This is a genomic window from Bradyrhizobium sp. (genome assembly GCF_035652035.1).
Lineage (GTDB): Bacteria > Pseudomonadota > Alphaproteobacteria > Rhizobiales > Xanthobacteraceae > Bradyrhizobium.
Map to the genome: position 1 here is coordinate 81852 of NZ_DASREO010000060.1, position 14988 is coordinate 96839.

13 protein-coding genes are annotated in these 14988 nt (G+C 62.1%); 5 read left to right on the top strand and 8 right to left on the bottom strand.

Annotated features, from left to right (window positions below; translation table 11 throughout):
- Positions 1 to 155: 155 nt before the first annotated feature.
- The 8 genes from VFB05_RS16340 to VFB05_RS16375 form a co-directional block, all read right to left on the bottom strand.
- A complete protein-coding gene (locus VFB05_RS16340) occupies positions 156 to 1046 on the bottom strand; it encodes a crotonase/enoyl-CoA hydratase family protein (RefSeq protein WP_325013773.1) in 891 nt (296 codons plus the stop codon).
- Between the two features lie 126 nt (positions 1047 to 1172).
- The gene (locus tag VFB05_RS16345) at positions 1173 to 2594 is read right to left on the bottom strand and encodes an amidase (RefSeq protein WP_325013774.1); all 1422 of its coding nucleotides are present in this window, start codon (positions 2592 to 2594) and stop codon (positions 1173 to 1175) included.
- Positions 2595 to 2614: 20 nt separating this feature from the next.
- A complete protein-coding gene (locus VFB05_RS16350; RefSeq protein WP_325013775.1) occupies positions 2615 to 3781 on the bottom strand; it encodes a M20 aminoacylase family protein in 1167 nt (388 codons plus the stop codon).
- 138 nt (positions 3782 to 3919) lie between these two features.
- The gene (locus VFB05_RS16355; RefSeq protein WP_325013776.1) at positions 3920 to 4639 is read right to left on the bottom strand and encodes a DNA-3-methyladenine glycosylase I; all 720 of its coding nucleotides are present in this window, start codon (positions 4637 to 4639) and stop codon (positions 3920 to 3922) included.
- A gap of 14 nt (positions 4640 to 4653) precedes the next feature.
- Positions 4654 to 5784, bottom strand: a complete 1131-nt coding sequence (locus VFB05_RS16360; RefSeq protein WP_325013777.1) for a M20/M25/M40 family metallo-hydrolase — start codon at positions 5782 to 5784, stop codon at positions 4654 to 4656.
- Positions 5785 to 5965: 181 nt separating this feature from the next.
- On the bottom strand, positions 5966 to 6553 hold the full coding sequence (locus VFB05_RS16365) for a hypothetical protein (RefSeq protein ID WP_325013778.1): 588 nt from the start codon (positions 6551 to 6553) through the stop codon (positions 5966 to 5968).
- Positions 6554 to 6568: 15 nt separating this feature from the next.
- The gene (locus VFB05_RS16370) at positions 6569 to 8032 is read right to left on the bottom strand and encodes a multicopper oxidase domain-containing protein (RefSeq protein ID WP_325013779.1); all 1464 of its coding nucleotides are present in this window, start codon (positions 8030 to 8032) and stop codon (positions 6569 to 6571) included.
- 28 nt (positions 8033 to 8060) lie between these two features.
- The gene (locus VFB05_RS16375) at positions 8061 to 8744 is read right to left on the bottom strand and encodes a DoxX family protein (protein ID WP_325013780.1); all 684 of its coding nucleotides are present in this window, start codon (positions 8742 to 8744) and stop codon (positions 8061 to 8063) included.
- Between VFB05_RS16375 and VFB05_RS16380 the strand changes: the two genes are divergently transcribed.
- The 5 genes from VFB05_RS16380 to VFB05_RS16400 all read left to right on the top strand — a co-directional run.
- Positions 8637 to 8939, top strand: coding sequence for a PadR family transcriptional regulator (locus tag VFB05_RS16380; RefSeq protein WP_325013781.1), 303 nt, complete (start codon positions 8637 to 8639; stop codon positions 8937 to 8939). The genes VFB05_RS16375 and VFB05_RS16380 overlap by 108 nt on opposite strands.
- 131 nt (positions 8940 to 9070) lie before the next feature.
- Positions 9071 to 10540 (top strand): multicopper oxidase family protein, encoded by a 1470-nt coding sequence (locus VFB05_RS16385; protein WP_325013782.1) that lies wholly within the window; start codon positions 9071 to 9073, stop codon positions 10538 to 10540.
- Between the two features lie 25 nt (positions 10541 to 10565).
- The gene (locus VFB05_RS16390) at positions 10566 to 11750 is read left to right on the top strand and encodes an MFS transporter (protein ID WP_325013783.1); all 1185 of its coding nucleotides are present in this window, start codon (positions 10566 to 10568) and stop codon (positions 11748 to 11750) included.
- A 430-nt stretch (positions 11751 to 12180) separates the two neighbouring features.
- Positions 12181 to 14010, top strand: a complete 1830-nt coding sequence (locus VFB05_RS16395) for an alkaline phosphatase family protein (RefSeq protein WP_325013784.1) — start codon at positions 12181 to 12183, stop codon at positions 14008 to 14010.
- Positions 14011 to 14218: 208 nt separating this feature from the next.
- The coding region (locus VFB05_RS16400; protein WP_325013785.1) for an alkaline phosphatase family protein at positions 14219 to 14988 on the top strand (770 nt) is incomplete at its 3' end.

Below are 14988 nucleotides of genomic sequence, written 5' to 3' on the forward strand. Positions count from 1 at the left end.
TCCCTCCGCCCTTGCGGGGAGGGTCGCGCCTCGCAAGCGAAGCGAGCGAGCTGACGGGTGGGGGCTTGGCGAAAATACCCCCACCCCGGTCTCGCTCCGCTCGACCGACCCTCCCCACAAGGGGGAGGGATCAAGGAAGGCCGGGACGACGAAAGTTATTTGTACTCCCGTTCGTCCCACCAAGGAAAAAAGTCCGGCATGTCGGACGAGACCTTGTCGTTGAAATGCGCCGGCCGTTTTTCTAGGAACGCCATCACGCCTTCCTTGACGTCGCCCGAGCGGCCGCGCGCATAGATGCCGCGGCTGTCGATCTTGTGCGCTTCCATCGGATCCTCTGTGGCCGACAGACGCCACATCATCTGCCGGATCAGCGCCACCGACACGGGCGCGGTCTTGGTCGCGATTTCGCGTGCGAGGCTACGGGCGGTTGCGAGCAGCTGATCCGGCGGAACGACCCTGCTGACGAGGCCGCCCGCGAGCGCTTCCTGCGCCGGAAAGACGCGGCCGGTGAAACACCATTCCAGCGCCTGGGCGATCCCGACGATGCGCGGCAGGAACCAGCTCGACGCCGCTTCAGGCACGATGCCGCGCTGGGAAAAGACGAAACCGAATTTGGCGTCTTCGGAAGCAATGCGGATATCCATGGCAAGCTGCATGGTGACGCCGATGCCGACCGCAGCGCCATTCACCGCCGCGATCACGGGTTTCAAGCATTTGAAGATGCGCAGCGTGACCTGGCCGCCGCCATCGCGCGCATTCGGATCGCTGTAGTCGACCCGGCCGTCGGGAAGGCGTTTGACCGGTCCGCGCTTGGCGTCGCGGTCGAAGGTGTCGGCGCCGGAGGACAGGTCGGCGCCGGCGCAGAACGCGCGGCCTGCGCCGGTGACGATGATCGCCCTGACATCGTCGTCCTTGTCCGCCGCGTCAAACGCCTCGACCAGCTCGCGCAGCATCGTCGCGTTGAAGGCATTGAGCTTGTCGGGACGATTGAGCGTGATGGTGAGGATGTTCTCGGCGACCTCATATTGAAGCGTTTCGTAGGCCACGATGATGCCTCCCGCATTTTCTCTCCGCCATGCCCGGACTTGGTCCGGGCATCCACGCCTTCCTTTGGCATTGTACACTTCAAGACGTGGATGGCCGGGACAAGCCCGGCCATGACGAGGAATCCATTATTTTCCCGGCGCGCTCGGCCAGGGACGCTGCGGCCCGCGCAAGGTCTCGAAGGCTTTCGCCATGGCGAGCACGCCGAGATCGTCGAAGCGGCGGCCGATGATCTGCACGCCGATCGGGAAGCCGCTCGCATCATAACCGCCATTGATCGAGATGGCGGGGTTCTCCGCCATGTTCCACGCCACGGTGTAGCAGATGTGCTCGAACGGCCGGTCCGGATCGTTCAGGGGAGCGGCAAGCTCGGCTGCGAATTTCACGACCGGCGAGACCGGCGAGATCACATAGTCGATATCGGCAAAGAGTTTGGCCGCGCCCGCGCGCATCGCCATCGTCGTGTTGAAGCCTCTGATGACATCGACGCCTGATAGCTTCGCGCCGGCCTCCGCCCAATTGAGAATGTAGGGCAGCGTCCTGTTGCGCTGCTCCGGCGGGAGCTTTGAGAGATCATCCCAGGCCCGTGCGCGCCAGAACTTGTCGAGGCCGTCGACCATCTCATGCGTCAGGATGCCCTTGACCTCGCTGACGACGGCGCCCGCGGTCTCAAAGGCTTTCGCCGCCTTGATCGCGACGTCGCGTACGTCTTTTTCCAGTGGCTGGCCTGCGCCGGCATCGAGCATCAGGCCGATACGCAATTTGCGTGAGGGCTTGTCGAGCGTCTTCCAGTGGATGTCGTTCGGCGGCAGGCTCATGCCGTCGCGGCGATCGGGTTTTGCGAGCACGCTCATCATCAGCGCGGCATCATCGACGGTGCGCGTCATCGGGCCGGCGACGCGGCCGACATAAGGCGGATCGATCGGCACGCGCCCCAGACTTGGCTTCAGTGCGACGAGGCCGCACCAGCATGCCGGCAGCCGCACCGAGCCGCCTATATCGGTGCCAAGATGCAGCGGACCGTAACCGGCCGCACCCGCCGCGCCGGCTCCGGCGCTCGATCCGCCCGGATTTTGCTTCAGGTCCCAGGGATTGCGGGTTAAGGGGTGAAAACTGGAGAGGCCCGACGACAACATGCCGAAATCCGGCATCGTGGTCTTGGAGAAGATGATGCTGCCAGCCTCGCGCAAGCGAGCGGCCGGCGGCGCGTCGGCCTCGGCCGGTACGAGCCTGGTCGCGGCGGTGCCGAGCGGCACGGGCGTGCCTTTGGTCGCGATGTTGTCCTTGATGGTGACGGGAACGCCATCGAGCAGCTTGGTCGAGTCGCCCTTTTGCCAGCGCTCGGTCGAAGCCCTGGCGGCTTCGCGCGCGCCGTCAGGATCGAAGGCGTACAGCGCCTTGATGTGGGGTTCCCACTGCCCGACATGGGCCAGCACCTCGTCGAGCACCTCGCTCGGCGAGAACTGCCGGGCGCGAAAGCCGGCGATCATATCGACTGCGCTGAGATCATGCAGCGCCGTGACGGTGTCCGAGACCTCTTCCTCGCTCATGGCAGCTCCTTTCGGAAAAACTAACGGCCAGCGGGCAGGCGGGTTTCAACGATGCGGGCAAAGACGCTCGCACCGATCGGCAATATCTTGTCGTCGAGGATATAGCCCGGATTATGCACCGGCACCGAACCGTCATGGCCGAGCCAGAAATAGGCGCCGGGGACGGCATGCAGCATGTCGGCAAAATCCTCGCTGCCCATCTTCGGCTTCGAGCGCGTCACGACCTTTGCGGGATCGACCACCGTGCGCGCGACATCTGCAACGAACTTGCAGTGCTCCGCGCTGTTCACCAGTACGCTGAAAATATCCCTTATGTCGGCCTTGATCTCGACCTCGAAGGCGGCAGCGAGCCCTGCGCAGAGGTTGCGCATCCGCTCGCGGATCAGCGCGCGGACTTCGTCGGAGAAAGCGCGCACGGTGCCGGCCAGTTTGGCCTCCCCCGGAATGACGTTATAGGCGGAGCCGGCGTGGATTTGCGTGATCGAGAGCACGGCAGCTTCGTTTGGCGAGACGTTGCGGCTGACGATGGTCTGCAGCGCCTGCGCCAGCGTCATCGCGATGACGACCGGATCTTTCGAACGCTCGGGCATCGCGCCGTGCGCGCCATAACCGTTGATCGTGATGTCGAAGAAATCCGCGCCGGCCATCGCCGGGCCCGGCAGCACGGCAAGTTCGCCGTGATCGAGGTCGGGCGCGTTGTGCAGCCCGTAGATTTCGTCGCACGGAAATTTCTCGAACAAGCCATCCTTGATCATGGCGCACGCACCGCCGAGTCCTTCCTCGGCGGGCTGAAAGATGAAATGCACGGTGCCGTCAAAGTCGCGGGTTTCGGCGAGATAACGCGCAGCGCCGAGCAAGATCGTGGTGTGACCGTCATGGCCGCAGCCGTGAAAGCGGCCGGGGACGGTCGAGCGCCATTTCAGATTGGTGTTCTCTTCCATCGGCAGCGCGTCCATGTCTGCGCGCAAACCGACGCGCCGCCCGCCATTGCCCTTGCCTTTGAGCACGCCGACGACGCCGGTGCCGCCGACGCCGCGATGAACCTTAACGCCCCATTGCGCGAGTTTTTCGGCAACGATGCCGGAGGTGCGGATCTCCTCGAAGCCGATTTCGGGATGGGCATGAAGGTCGCGCCTGATGGCGGTGAGTTCATCGGCAAAGCGCTCGATGCGGTCGATGGTCGGCATGATGTCATCCGGTCGCGTTGGCGAGTGACGTTAGACTCAAGCGAACGAGAGCCGCAAGACAAGGACGCACGCATATTATGCATGCTTGCTAGGCGGTCGCGCGACGGCGCGTCTTGACGAAAGTCTAGTTGCGCTCGGTCAATATCGTTCCGCGCGGTTTTCGCCGATCGACATGGCGCAGATCCGCGACAAATGCAGGTAGGGCAGGCCGGTCTCCTCCGCCCAGGCATTGAACTGCGCCTGCACCTTGGCGAGATCGCCTTTGGATTTGACCTCAGGCGCGATGTCGAGCCCGGCGTCGCGCAGACAGGCGACCACGTCCTGCGAGGTGACAAATCCATCCCAGCCCACGAAGCGCAAAAACATCTGGCCGGTGTTGCCGCCGAGCCGGCTGCCGCGTTTCGCAAGCAGATCAAGCAGGCCGATCTGGTCGGAGGAGGGCCAGCTCGCAAGGAATTTGCCGAAGCTGCCATGTTCTTTGGATATGTCCTGCACGAAGGCGGCGTTCTCGCGGACCGAGGCGATCTTGGCGCCGTTGCGCACGATGCGCGCATCCGACAACAACGCGTCCCAGAAATCGTCAGGTTGGAAAATCAGTTTGGCCGGCTTGAAGCCGAGAAAGGCTTTCTCGAAATCCGGCCATTTGTTTTCGATCACGCTCCAGGCGAAGCCTGCAGAGAATACGCGCTGGGTCATCTCGGCGAGAATGCGGTCGTCGCCGAGTTTGGCCAGCGCCTTCATGTCGGGCTTTTTTGGCAGGAGCTTCTCCAGCGCCTTGGCGCCGCCCTTGCGTTTTTCAGTCCGTGTCTGAATCGGCTTGAACGGAATGGTGCGGGTCCTGGTTGCGGTTTTCGCCATGAGAGTTGTCGCCTTTACGTCAGCGTAGCGAGCAAGCCCGCCATCAGGCGGCCGCGCTCGGCGAGGCTGTCGACCTCGATATGTTCATTGAGCGTGTGCGCGTCGGCGCCGCGGACGCCTAGACCATCCAACGTCGGAATGCCCATCGCGCCGGTGAAATTGCCGTCGGAGCCGCCGCCCACGCTCGCATGCGGCAGTTCGAGCCCCATCGACGCGGCGACGCTGCGCGCCTTCTCATAGAGCGCCATGGTGCCGGCATCCGGCTCCCATACCGGCCGCGTGACGCCGCGCGTCACCTTGAAGGTCACGTCGTTGGACGTGCCTGCTAAAGCCAGCATGCGCTCGACGCCGCGGTCGAGATCGGCCTGACGCTTGGCCATGCTGAGCGCTTCACCGGTGCAGGTGGTAGCGACGCAGTTGACCCATTGGCCGCCATGCACGATGCCGACCGAGAAGGTGCAATCATCCGAGGTCATGCCGTCGATGATCAGGATCTGGCGCGCCATCTCGCGGATGGCCGAACGGCCCGACGACAGTGTCGCGCCGGCATGGCTCGGTCGCCCCGTCGCTTCCAGATTGAACCGCGCGATCGCGTATCGCCCGGTGACGACGCCGTTGTTGGGCCGGCCAGGTTCGGGCACCAGCACATATTTGTTGCGCCTGGCTTCCGCCTCGACGAGGTCGCGCGCAGATGGCGTGCCGACTTCCTCGTCCGGCGTGAACAGCACGGTGACGGGCAGGGGCGTGGTGAGCGCGGCGCGCGCCAGTTGCCGGATCGCTTCCAGCGCGAGGTAATTGCCGCCCTTCATGTCGAAGATGCCGGGCCCGTAGCACTTGTTGCCCTCGCGCCGCCACGCAAGCGTGTTGATCGTGCCTGTCGGATGCACCGTGTCGAGATGGCCTGCGATCAGAATGCCGGGCTCGCCTTGCTTCGGGTGAGGGAACTTCGCCCGCACGCAGCCGCCAAAGCCCTGGCGTCCGGCGATGCGTTCGATCTGAGCCCCCATGATCGCCATCTCGCGCGCAGCGAGATCGAGCATTCGGTTCACCGCCGCGGCATCCCAGGTCGGGCTTTCGCATTCCACCCAGGCGCGCAGGCCTGAAAGCATAGTCTCTGAATCGAAGGGAAGGTTGGCGGGATTCATCGAACACTCCCGAACTTCAAGGGGATTATTTTGACAGGTGGGACCGCGGTCTTCGCCATGGCGCGCGACGTTAGACCTGTCCTCGCGCGCAGCGCAAGCGAGCAATTCCCTGCTTGCATGCTCGCGGTGGCACGTTCCCGCGACACGATTCCGCGCCCAGGCTGTTGCGGGCATTGCCCCCTTATAGAGGAGGGCGCAGGGAATGCCGGGCGCTCACTGCACCCACTGATGTCCCGGTTCTGACATTCGTGTCCGTCGCTATCGCTGGGCCTGCCGGGGTGTCACGGGGTTCTCGCGTCAAGCCGGTAAGTGACCATGTCACAGCAACGAAGGTCAGGACGACCGTGGCTCCACGAAGATAAAGGCCCCACAGGAAGAATTCGTCGAACGCGCGCTGCGTCGCAGCAGGCGATTGCGGCACGGCAAGGCCTAGCATGATTGGTGCGGCCTTTACGGTGAGGGCTAGGCCCGCGAGCGACAATACGACAGCGCAATAGAGCGGGATCGTCGCCGGCGAGTTAGCCCCGCGATCGAAATAATTGCTCACGGACGCGGCGATGATGAGCAACGCGCCTCCTATGGCTTCTATCGGGTAGGCAACGAGGCCGTTTCCGAGGTCAGCGTGACGGCTGTAGGTCGCCCACGCTTCTGCACCGAGTTCGTGCCAGGCGGGGCCGCCGATGATTACGCGATCGACAATGCTTCCGGCCAAAATGCCGCTTAGAAGCGTAGCCGCCGCAAGCAGGAGCCTAGTTCGCGTGCTGGACATCGATTACTCCATGCTTCACGTGCAGGTGTACTGCCCCATCATTCCAGCATCTTCGTGCTCGAGGATGTGGCAGTGATACATGAACGGGTGTTCTCGACTTGCCGGCTTCGTGAACTTGACCAGTAGCCGAGCCGTACCTTCGACCAGGACAACATCCTTCCAGCCGGCCAGATGATCGGGAGGCGGCTTGTCGTCGAGAGAGAGAACCCGGAACAGGGCGCCGTGCACATGGAACGGATGCGCCATTCCAACGGAGGTGACTTCCCATACTTCGCTTGTGCCCAGCCTTGTCTCGACGTCGATCCTGCTCGGATCGTGCGTGCGTCCGTTGATGCCAATGATCGCTGGCATGTTGGTCGGGCCGGACATCCCCATTCTTTGTCCGCACACGCCGTTGTTGAGAGCGAATTGCCTGTGCTCGACCGCGCTACTCGGGTCAATGGCTTCCGGATCGGCCAGGCGGGATGGGGCATGTCTTACCCTAGCGACAGCCGTGGTCGGCTCGAAGCGGATGACGGGAACGAAATCACCGGTGTGCTCCTCCGATATGGCGCCGAAGATCCCCACGACCTCATCTGGACCAGTCTCGAGCAAAGCGGGCTTGCCGTTGGAAAAATCGACGAGAATTTCGAAGCGTTCTGCAGGGGATATTCGAAGCCGCGTCATCGGCACCGGCCGGGCGAGCAGGCCGCCATCGGAAGCGATGACGTGGAAGACGCGCCGGTCGCGGAATCGGAGATCGAAATTTTGTGCGTTGGCGCCGTTCAAGAGGCGTAGCCGGACCCACCCCGCCGGCACGTTTGCAATGGGTTCTATCGCTCCGTTGACGATCACCGTGTCGCCGCGAACGCCGTAGATGACGCCGAGTTCGTCGACGTCGTAGTCGAGCGATCCGTCCGACCCGAAGGTTCTGTCCTGGATGATGACCGGCAGGTCGTCGACGCCATAGTCGTGCGGCAGTCCGAGGTGATCGCCATCATCCACAATGATGAGGCCCGAGAGACCGAGATAGGTCTGCCTCGCCGTGTCGTGGTGGGGATGTGGATGATACCAGAGCGTGGCGGCCGGCTGGTCGATGGGAAGCGTACCTCGCCATGTGGCGCCCGGCTCGATCTTGTTCTGCGGTCCACCATCTGCATCGCCTGGGACGAGCAGGCCGTGCCAATGGACCGTCGTCGGAGCCTCTAACGCGTTCTCAACGCTCATCTCGATACGGTCTCCGCGACGGAAGCGAAGGACGGGCCCGAGGATGGGCGCGGAGTAGCCCAGCGTCCGCGTGGGCTTGCCCCTGTAGAATTCGTGGGATGCAAGCGCAGCTCTGAGTTTGACGACGTTTCCCTGTCGGTTGGCGTCAATCAGTCGAGGAATGGGAAGTCGGCCGCCGCCATGAGTCCTTTCACCTCTAACGAACGTCGGGTCGAATATGGTCGCTGACGCGACGATGCCCGCACCGATCGTGAGCGCGCGACGTGTGATCATGACCCCTCTCGGCCGCCCCCACTTTGCCTCAACCTTGCGTCCGCGCGTCGAGCGACCAGCGTCCACCTCCGGCAATTAGCAGATACAGGGATCCCAGCAGCATGGTGAGATCGGCGCGCGATTCGTGCATCGCGCTCCAGAATCCGGTCCGCTTCATGTCCTGCGAGAGGTGGAACAGCCACACGTCGTGCCCGAGCAGGATCGGCAGCTTGGTCGAGACGAGCGCGACGATCATGATGATGATCAGCGGGATCGAAGCGAGCCGGGTGAAGAGACCGATGATGATGAGAAGGCCGCAAATCGTTTCGACGACGCCGACGAAAGGACCCATGAGATCGGGGTATGGAATCCCGATTTTGGCGAAGCGGCCCGCGCCCAGAATGTCAGGATGGATCAGTTTCTGGATGCCCTCCGGGAAAAACACGATCAGCCCGACCTGAAGCCGGATGAGAATGGTCCATGCGGATGCCGTGAGGTCGCGTGGCGTATTCCAGTTCATCGCTTTATCCTCGGTGCTTGCGGGGTTTGAGTGGTCATCGCTCGAACTTGACAGACTGATGACGGTTCGACTTTGTTTTCCTTCGGTCGATGAGGTCGCCTGCCGATGATGTTCAAGGACCTGCTCAGCGGATTCGTCCGCCTCCATGTTCTGCACCATGCTGCGGAACATGAGGTCTACGGTCAATGGATGATCGACGAATTGGCACGGCATGGCTACAGGCTCAGCCCCGGTACGCTTTATCCTATGCTCCATGCCATGGAACAAAAGGGATATCTGCGATCCCGAAAACAGCGCGACGGCCGCACCGTGAGGACCCTTTATCGGGCAACGGCGTTGGGAAAGCGGGCGCTCGCCCTCGCCAAAACACGTTTGCGCGAGTTCACTGGCGAAGTGATGAAGAAATAGCCGAGCTTGCATCGCGATCGAACGATTCCACTTGCGGTGTAGCACCGTGGTCGAATAACGATATCGAAACTCGATAGCGAAGGCCAACATTGGTTGTGCCGCCGCTGCTCAGGAAACCGGGAGATCTTGCCGTGCAGATCGATCGCCGCGCACTTCTGGCTTACGGCGCCACGCTTCCCCTCGCAGGCTCGGCCTCGCACCTCGTCCAAGCCGCCGAGCAGGCGCCCCAAGCGCAAGCCTCCCAAGAGAAGGCCGATTACACCTTGCGGATCGCGACGGGCCTCATAGAACTCGCGCCGGACCATATCGTCTCGACGACGCTCTACAACGGCCAGTTTCCGGGACCGCTGCTGCGCTTCAAGGAAGGACAGCGCGCGGTGGTGGACGTCTACAATGATACCGATACGCCCGAACTGGTGCACTGGCACGGCCAGATGATACCAAGCGAGGTGGACGGCTCCGCGGAGGAGGGCACGCCATTTATCCCGCAACACGGGATGCGCCGGATTGCCTTGACGCCGAGGCCAGCGGGCCTCCGCTTCTACCACACGCATGTGGTCGCGGGCAGCGATCTCAATCGCGGCACCTATACCGGCCAGGTCGGCCCGGTCTACATCGAACCAAAAAACGAGCCGGGGGCCTACGACCGCGAGGTCTTTCTGGTGCTCAAGGAGTTCGCGCCGTCTTTCAGCCGCGGCGGCGATATGGCGATGGACTTTCTCGCCGGCGAGCCGATCAAGGAGCTGCAGGCGATCGGCAAGAAGGCCGATGACGAAGCCGAGGAAAAGGCCAAGGGCTATGAGGTCGGCTACGACCTGTTCTCGATCAACGGCAAGATGCTCGCCCATGGCGAGCCGATCCGCGTGAAGCAGGGCGAGCGCGTTCTGTTTCATGTGCTTAACGCAAGCGCCGGCGAGATCCGCAGCCTCGCGCTGCCGGGCCACGCCTTCAAAATCGTTGCGCTCGACGGCAACCCTGTGCCGACGCCGCGGGATGTGCCGCTGCTCTGGCTAGGGACGGCGGAGCGTATTTCGGCGGTTGTCGAGATGAACCATCCGGGCGTCTGGGTCATGGGCGACCTTGCCGATGACGACCGCAAGCGGGGCATGGGCATCGTCGTCGAATACGCCGGCGCCAAGGGCAAGCCGCAGTGGACGAAGCCGAAGCCGTATCGCTGGGACTACACGTTGTTCGGCAATTCCGGCGCCGCGCCCGCCAAGCCTGACGAAACGATGGAGTTCACGGTTCTCAAGCACAACGCCGCGCTGGACGGATTCAACCAGTGGACGCTGAACGGCAAAGCGTTCTCCATGGAGACCATGAAGCCGACGTACACGGTCCATGAAGGCCGCCGCTATCGGCTGAAATTCCGCAACGCCAGCGACGATATCCATCCGCTGCATCTGCATCGGCACAGTTTTGAGCTGGTGCGTGTCGGCGGCAAGCCGACGGCGGGCGTGATCAAGGATGTGGTGATGCTCGGCGGCTTCCAGGAGGTCGAGTTCGACTTCGTGGCCGACAATCCCGGAATGACGCTGTTTCACTGTCACCAGCAGCTGCACATGGACTTCGGCTTCATGTTCCTTTTCGACTATGCGTAGGTCAGAACTTCGACAGGAGTGATCCATGTCGACGCAAGCACAATCCATCTGGTCGGCCAGATCGGGCCTTGCCTTCGTTCTCCTGTTCGGCGCGGTGAACCTGTTCGCCGACATGACGTATGAAGGCGCGCGCAGCGTGACCGGTCCTTATCTCGGCATGCTCGGCGCCAGTGGCTTCGTCGTCGGCGCCGTTACCGGGTTCGGCGAATTCCTCGGTTACGCGCTGCGTCTGGTATCGGGACGTTGGGCGGATGCCAGCCGGCTCTATTGGTCGATTACGATTCTCGGTTACATCGTGCAGATGGTCGCGGTACCGCTGCTTGCCCTGAGCGGAAGCTGGCCGGCCGCCGCCGTGCTCATCTTGCTTGAGCGCATCGGCCGCGCCACGCGCAACCCGCCCCGCGACGTCATGCTGGCAGAGGCCGGCGAGGAGATGGGGCGCGGCTGGGCGTTCGGCGTCAACGAGGCGATGGACCAGTGCGGAGCGTTGATCGGTCCCTTGGCCGTCGCCGGAATCATGGCGTGGAAGGGAAACTTCCAACTTGCATTCGCCTTCCTCGCGCTTCCCGCCATTGTCACGCTCCTCCTCGTTCTCGGCGCGCGTTTCACGTTTCCGGATGCCGGCCGCATTGAGAAGGAGCCGCAGTCCGCTCAGCTCGGGCGCTATCCAACTTCTTATTGGTGGTATTGCCTCGGTGCTGGCCTCGTTGGTTTCGGTTTCGCCGACTACTCGCTCATCGGCTTTCATTTGAGCAAGACGCATATCGTCACGAACGATTGGATACCGCTGTTCTATGCCTTTGCGATGGGAGCGGGCGGGCTTGGCTCGCTCATCATCGGCAAGCTTTTCGACCGGCTTGGCCTGTTCGTTTTGCTACCCGTTACGGTCGTCGTCGCCGTTTACGCGCCGCTCGCGTTCTTCGGCGGCTTCACGCTTTCGCTGATCGGCGCGCTCCTGTGGGGCATCGGACTTGGCGCCCACGAATCGGCGATGCAGGCGGCTGTGGCGCAGATGATCCCGCGCGAGCGGCTGGGCTCGGCCTATGGGGTCTTCGGCGCAATCTTCGGGGTCGCGTGGTTTATCGGCAGTGCCGCGCTCGGCGCACTCTACGACGTCTCCATCGGCGCGACCGTGGCGCTTGCGATCGCGGCCCAGCTGCTTGCCGTCGTGCCAATTGCGATTGCCGCGCGACGTTTGACGCCGTTCTGACGCAGGGCGGCGCGTTGCTACAGCGCAGAACGGCAGGCCGGGACCTGAGACGTCGCTGCAGCGAAGGAGTTTGATCTGGTTGTCACGTCTTCTTCGCAGAGGCGTGCTTATGTTCCACAACATTGTTGGCCAACATGAAAGCGCCGTGTCGATGCGAACAAAAAAATTTTGGAATTGAGTCCGGATGAACTGATCGGCTGCGGATGAGCGAATTGAAAATCTTTCGCAGTCAAAAAATAACTTTCCATCTCGTGGCTTAGCTGAAGACGCGATGAGGAAAGATTTGCGCCGCCGCCTATGCGCGGCGCACGACGGGTGTGCGAGAGCGCGCGAACCGGAAAGGTTTGACGCGAAACTTACACATGCCCGTCATTGATGCTGCCTATCTGTCCCCGCGCTTTTATCACTCCTTTTAAGCTCTGGGGAAAAGATGAAAAATCTGAAGCTCAAATCCGCTCTGCTGTCTTCGGCGGCGCTGATTGGCGTCGTCACCTTCACGTCGACCGGCTCGATCGCCGGCAACATCGAGAGCCAACTGGCTCCGGTCATGAACCTTGTCAACGACGTCGAGTCGAATGCAAAGAAGGGGGGCAACCCCAACTCGCTGCCGACCAAGACCCCGATCAAGCATCTTGTTGTGATTTTCGACGAGAACCGCGCGTTTGATCATTACTTTGGCACATATCCGAACGCTCTCAATCCGGAAGGCGAGCCCGTTTTTGAGCCTGCCAAAAATACCCCGCGCGACGTCAACAACCTGCTGTCAAGCCCGGCGCTGCTTGACAACAACCCGAACCTGAACCCCGCCAACGGCGCGGGCGCTGCCAACCCGTTCCGTCTCGATCGCTCGCAGGCCGACACCGCCGACCAGAGTCACAACTACACGGGCGAACAGAAGGCCTACGACAACGGCGCGAACGACCTCTTCCCGCTCGATGTCGGCAAGGGCGGCACGGGCGCTGGTCCCGGCGGCTCCGGCACGTTCGCGACCACGGGTCAGGTGATGGGCTATTTCGACGGCAACACCGTCACGGCGCTCTGGAATTACGCCCAGAATTTCGCGATGAGCGACAATGCCTATACCGACACCTACGGTCCATCGACACCGGGACTGCTCAACATGTGGGCCGGCCAGACCAACGGCGCGGTGTTCACTGCTCCGGCCGGCGCCACGTTCTTTGACGGCACGTCGGTTCCTGCCGTCGGCACGCCGGCTTTCACCGCTGCCATTTTGGCCGAGGGCGACGCCGTGCCGAATGCCGATGGCAGCCTGACGCTGATCCAGGACGTCGATCCGACCCTCGATGTCTGCTCCAATCCGGGCGCTGCCCTGACGGTCAAGATGACGAGCAAGAACATCGGCGACCTGCTCAATGCCGCAAACATTCCGTGGGGTTCGTTCGTCGGTGGTTTCAACCTGGAAACCATGAACGCGAACGGCAGCACCGGTTGCAAGGGAGTGAACAGCCAGGGCCAGCCAGCTGCCAATGCAGGCCGCAGCAACTTCAGCTCTGTGACGGGCCGGACCGTCAACGACTATATCCAGCACCACATGTGGTTCAATTACTTCCAGTCGACGTCGAATCCGAATCACGTGCCTCCGTCTTCCATCAAGGAGATCGGCCATAACGGCCCGGCCAACCACGCCTATGATCTCGAAGAGTTCGAGAAGGCGGTTGGTGCCGGCAACTTCCCGGCCGTTTCCTTCATCAAGCAGTCGGCGTTCCAGGATGGTCATCCGAAGAATTCCAACGCGCTCGACGAGCAGACCGGTCTGGTCATCCTGATCAACTTCCTGCAGGAGCAGCCGGACTGGGAGAGCACGGCCGTCATCTTCACATATGACGACTCGGATGGTCAGTACGACCACGTCGCGCCGGTGATCACCAGCTCGTCCTTCTCGCCTGCTGACGCCGCGAACGGCACCGGCAATTGCGGCACCCCCGGCGCAACTGAGCCGACCGGACTCAGTGGCCAGCAAGTCGCCGGACGCTGCGGTCCGGGATTCCGCATTCCTTTCCTGGTGATGTCGCCATTTGCCAAGAAGAACTTCGTCAGCCACACCAAGATCACGCAGGCTTCGGTGACGAAATTCATCGAGGACAACTGGCTGAACGGCGAGCGTCTCGGCGGTGGCTCCTTCGACGCCACGACCGGTTCGATTGCGGACATGTTCGACTTCAACCAGAAAAAATCGACGAAGCTGATCCTCGATCCGACCTTCGGCACCGTCGACAGCAAGGACAAGATCAAGAACTGAGCTAAGTTCTTACGCTCAATCGCACAATCGTGCCGTCATAGGCGCCGGCCCTAAAGGCCGGCGCCACCTCAAGGCCCGAGCTGACGCGCCCGTCGGCTGGGGACGAAGCCGTTTTGACGTCAAACCTACACATACGTGTCATTGAGCCTTTCTATCGGTCTCCTCCGCACGCCTCAAAAACTGTTTTGAGAGGCAAATGGGGAGAAAGATGAAAAATCTTAAACTCAAATCTGTTCTGCTTTCTTCGGCCGCGGCGATCGCCGTCGCCGCCACCTTCACGACATCAGGTTCGGTTGCGGGCAACATCGAGAGCCAGCTGGCTCCGGTCATGAACCTGATCAACGACGTCGAGTCGAACGCCAAGAAGGGCGTCAACCCGAACTCGCTGCCGACCAAGACGCCGATCAAGCATCTGGTGGTCATTTTCAACGAGAACATTTCGTTCGATCATTATTTTGGCACCTATCCGAACGCGATGAACGTGGACGGCGAGCCGGTGTTCGAGCCCGCCAGGAACACGCCGCGCGACATCAACAACGTCGATACCGAGGCGCTGCTGTTCAACAACCCGAACTTCACCAACGTGCTCAACGCCCCGAACCAGCAGAATCCGTTCCGCCTCGATCGCACCCAGGCTATCAGCGGCGATCAGGGCCATGCCTATACGCCCGAGCAACAAGCCTATGACGGCGGCAAGATGGACCTGTTCCCGCTGAACACGGGTGTCGGCACCAAGGGCGGCTCTGGCGCCTTCGGCACCCCGGCGCTGGTGATGGGCTACTACGACGGCAACACCGTCACCGCGCTCTGGAACTATGCCCAGAACTACGCGATGAGCGATAATTCCTGGTCCGACTCCTATGGTCCGTCGACGCCCGGCGCCGTCAACATGTTCGCCGGCACCAGCAACGGCGCGACAATTCCGGCTGGCTTCACCGCGAGCACGATTGCGGATGGTCAGGGCGGGCTCACGCTGAT